Annotated in this window: 2 protein-coding genes; both read left to right on the forward strand. The window is 44.3% G+C overall.

The annotated features are described in order from the left end of the window. Positions 1–202 precede the first annotated feature (202 nt). The gene (locus B3N33_RS05090; protein ID WP_292592371.1) at positions 203–2,011 is read left to right on the forward strand and encodes a hypothetical protein; all 1,809 of its coding nucleotides are present in this window, start codon (positions 203–205) and stop codon (positions 2,009–2,011) included. A gap of 162 nt (positions 2,012–2,173) precedes the next feature. Continuing rightward, entirely contained in the window at positions 2,174–3,718 is a 1,545-nt protein-coding gene (locus B3N33_RS05095) for a transglutaminase domain-containing protein (RefSeq protein WP_292592372.1), read from the forward strand. The last annotated feature ends 369 nt before the right edge of the window (positions 3,719–4,087 follow it).

A 4,087-nucleotide genomic window follows, 5' to 3' on the forward strand; every position in this document is an offset into this window, starting at 1 on the left:
CGATTAAGCATGGCTAGAAGTTCCCTTCTCGCCTTCTTGGCACACCGCAACTTGCATCTAGCAACTTATCCTTACGATTCTTGGCAGTCGCAAGTAGAGTTTTTTGTGTTTTTATGTATGAAGTGTAGGATTGAAACGAAAGGGTTCATGAGGTAAACCAAATGCTGTTATTCTATACCATCATTAGAAGGGAGGAAAAGAAATGTTCAAGAAGAGTCTTGTGTTTTTTTCACTGTTTACCTTGATAGCGCTCGGTGGCTGCTCTCTCTTTAGGGCGATCAAGGTTGAAATTCCCGATCAGCAGGTGACAGAGGGTGAGGAGCTTGTTATTGGCCTTAGCCAGTTTGTTTTATCATCTGTTTCCGACGGGATATCATTCTCGATAAGCAGCGGACCGGGCAGAATTGTCGGAAGGGATTATGTGTTTACGTCTTTGCCCGGTGACAGCGAAAACAGCCCTTTTAAAGTGAGAGTAAGCGCAAGTGATGAAGGCAAGAGCGGAGTTGCAGAGTTCCGGATCAACGTAAGTCCCATTCCGGAAGGTCAAGAGGCTGAGATCAAGTTATCGGGAGAGACTGCCGAAGAGTTTGAACAGATTATTGATGATTTCGTGAAGAGGAATCCTGAGAATCCCGAAGGACACGCGATTCGTGGAGCTATGAAGGCCATTCCGCAATTGCTGAAACTTCTAGACATATACAATTCGCAGATTGGTTCCCTTGACATTGCAGGGACAATGGATCGAGATGAAATACTGTCAAGTTTCGAAAACCTCGTCTCGAATCCTGATCGAATCGCACAGAGCCTTTCATCTGACATACGCGCAAAACTACTGAATATGAAGCTGAAATCGGCGTTGATTCTTAGAAAACCGCAGCTTCTGATAAATGCTCTTTCTTCTCGTAGGCCCATAGCCAAAAATCCCGATTATTCACTCTGCGGGGAGATCACCGATTTTCAGGAGGAAATGGAGGATTACGCCGATGGCCTTCAGGAAGTCTGGGACGATATCTCCTATTTGAGCGGAGAGATGAGTATTGTAGTAAAGGTATTCCTAAATGAGTTCGATTGGGACGAAGATGGAGTTGTTGAAAGCGACAGAGAGCTGATACTTGAAGTAGTGAGTGAAAATGATTCCATAACCTACTCAGAAAACTTCCGTCTCTATTCGGATATCCTTTTCCTGGAGAAGAAGCCAAAAGGTGATCACATAGTCTCGATCGAGGTTGATCCCAGTGGCGGTGACGCAGTGTTCGATCTCGATTTCTGGTTCATGATCTCACAGGGGTTGGATATAGAGGACGCTCCTGGATTCGATGAGAACGATTATCTCGTAATCGATGAAGGAGAGATAGCGATTCTAAAAATGCTGGTTGGCAGTGCTCTTTCAAGCGCCAGAGCATTCACCATTTATGATCTTGAGCCATCGGAGGCTTTCATGGAGTATTTCGAAGACACCGATGATGATGAGATAGATCCTCCGGAAATCGATACAAATAGCGACGGAAATATCGACGCGTCAGAAGTTAAAGCATTTATTGGCACGTCCTTCTTGACATTCAGGAACCCCTTCGAAAGTCCTCTATGGCTGAGTTTGATAAGGGATATCGCTTTGGAGATACCTGAAACGACGATGCTGATGGCAGAGGATCTCTTGAAGGACACACGGACCGAAGGCAACAAGCACAACTTGACCTCACAGTGGTACATCCCGTTCGATCAGGACGCTTACGATACCCTTTCAGAAAACGCGAACGAATTGGAAGAGCTGCTGGACTACATAAGACCAAACGGAGAAGATCTCGATACTGAAATCCCAGTCGATGAAGAAGGTAAGACGATTATCCTGAGACTATACAACATTTTCGACCACCCCGAGGGCTTTTCCGATCTCTTAAGCTTCTTCCCTACCCTTATAAACTATGAGATGCTCGAAGGAATTGAATTTCCCGACCCAACGTTTGGCGGCGCCGTAGTTAACCTTCCGAAGTCGATCTCGCTGGATAACTGAGAGCGAACTTATTCGAGATGAATTGTGGAGCAATGACCTGTAGATGAAGGTTCGTTGCTCCATTTGCTAAAAGTGGGCTTAGAATAATACTGCTGGTGGAGTTTCCAGTATGTCTATGGATTTCATAAAACATCTGCAATAAGATCAACAGGAGGTGTAACAATGAAGCAACTACTAATGATTTTGGTCTTATTGAGTGTCTTTCTTTTCTCAGGGTGTGGTCTGTTGCAGTATTTCACTGTAGCCGAGGTTGTCGAACAAGAGACTGTAGAACAGTTTAATATCGAGAAATTCAAGAACGACGATGAAATCGAAGCTCCTGTTTTCAGAGGGTATTTTCTCAATGTCGATTATTCTTATCCAGAGCTGTTTTTGCAATGTGGCCCACAGACTCGAATCACCGATGAGATTGCCGCGATCGCCGATCAGTTTAATGACAATAAGAATTTGTCGACAATTAAAGAGATATACGGCTGGATGATGGGAAACCTGAGGGGAGTTGAGGGAGAGAAGTTTGGCAGAACATCACATGAAATCATAACAACCGGGGGAGTAACTGGCTGCACAGACTATGGACTGGCTTTCGTGTCGCTTGCAAGGGCAAAGGGGATTCCTTCCGTATTCATCCAGACTGCTCGGATTGACTGGATCGAGGCAAGAAAGAAATCAAACAGTGGCATGATAGTAGGTCATATTCTTGTCGAAGTCTATTTAGAAGAAAAATGGTATCTTGTAGACTCGACTTCCGGCAGGCTTTACCTTAATTATGACAGAAACAACTTCTCGCTCCCCGATGGGTACTATGTGTTTGCGAAATCTATTGAGGTATGGGATTCTGGGGCAAAGGACGAAAAAGAGAACTGGCAGATGATGATGGATCTCTTCTGGATCTTTGATCCTTCAGTCTATAACAATCCGGGATACGACTATATTGACCTCACGACAGGGGAGACGAAGTCATCCGGAGTCTTCACCGGTCACTCAACCGTAATAGGAAGTTCGGCTCTCATTTTTGGAAAACAGAGTCCGGTTGAGCTGTTCAATGATAGATTCACGGTACATCTTTCTAACAAGAGGCTTCTCGATCTCTGCTTCGCCGATATAGACGAAGTGATGAGTACTCAGAGGATAATAGTCCTTCACTCTCTCGATCAGCCCGCCACGATGCCCGACTACATGTTGGGCATTATACCGGAGTTCTCGTCTTCGGAAACGCCCGTAATCCTTAACGAAATCAGGGACGGCAGGAGAATTGTTCTTATAATGACAGATACAACTGACGAATTGATGAAAATAATCAGAGAACTGCCCGAGGACTTTTTGGACGGCCCACTAAACGATGAGAATGTTCCTGATATCGAAATAGTGAAAAACTCAGTTCTAGTTTATGGGATGAGCAACCCTGTGGGAGTATTCGAAGAGAGATTCATAAAAGGATTTTCAAGAAAGGGCTTTCTAAGTCTTGGCAATTCACAATACGAAAGATTTCTGGAGACGGAACTCGTCGTAGTCCTCTACTCACTCGATTATCCCGACAAAATGCCACTTTATATCGAAGAATATCTGCCGGAGTTCTCGTCTTCGGAACTGCCTGTAATAGTTAACGAATGGAGAGAAGGTAAGCAGATAATCTTAATCAAGACATCTACCGAGGCGGAACTGATCGATTTGATCGGACAACTTCCGGTTGACTTTCTTTTGAGGTAGAGGAAGATTAAGCTTCACTCAAAAAAGTTCCATTACAACGGAAAAACGGTCTGTATACTGCACAGTAAGTTACTGGCCAGTATACAAATGTGAAAAACCACTCGAAAGAATTCATGAAGACCGGGATATAAGTGCTTAAAACCCCCAATTTCATATTCTTGCTTAGGCAGAAAAATGCCGGTCCGATAAAAAACGGTGACTTGCCGCAAGTAGTCTTCACCAATTGTTGCTGCGTTTCTTATTGTAAGCCAGTTATTCTACGGCAAAATGCCAATCCTGTAATCTAGCAAAATATGAAACATGCGGAGAACGGAGAACCATTCAACGGAGAACCAGTTTCACTTTGTTCTTTCCAACCAACCCCGAACC

The sequence above is a fragment of the Mesotoga sp. UBA5825 genome (genome assembly GCF_002432955.1).
In the GTDB taxonomy this organism is placed as follows: domain Bacteria; phylum Thermotogota; class Thermotogae; order Petrotogales; family Kosmotogaceae; genus Mesotoga.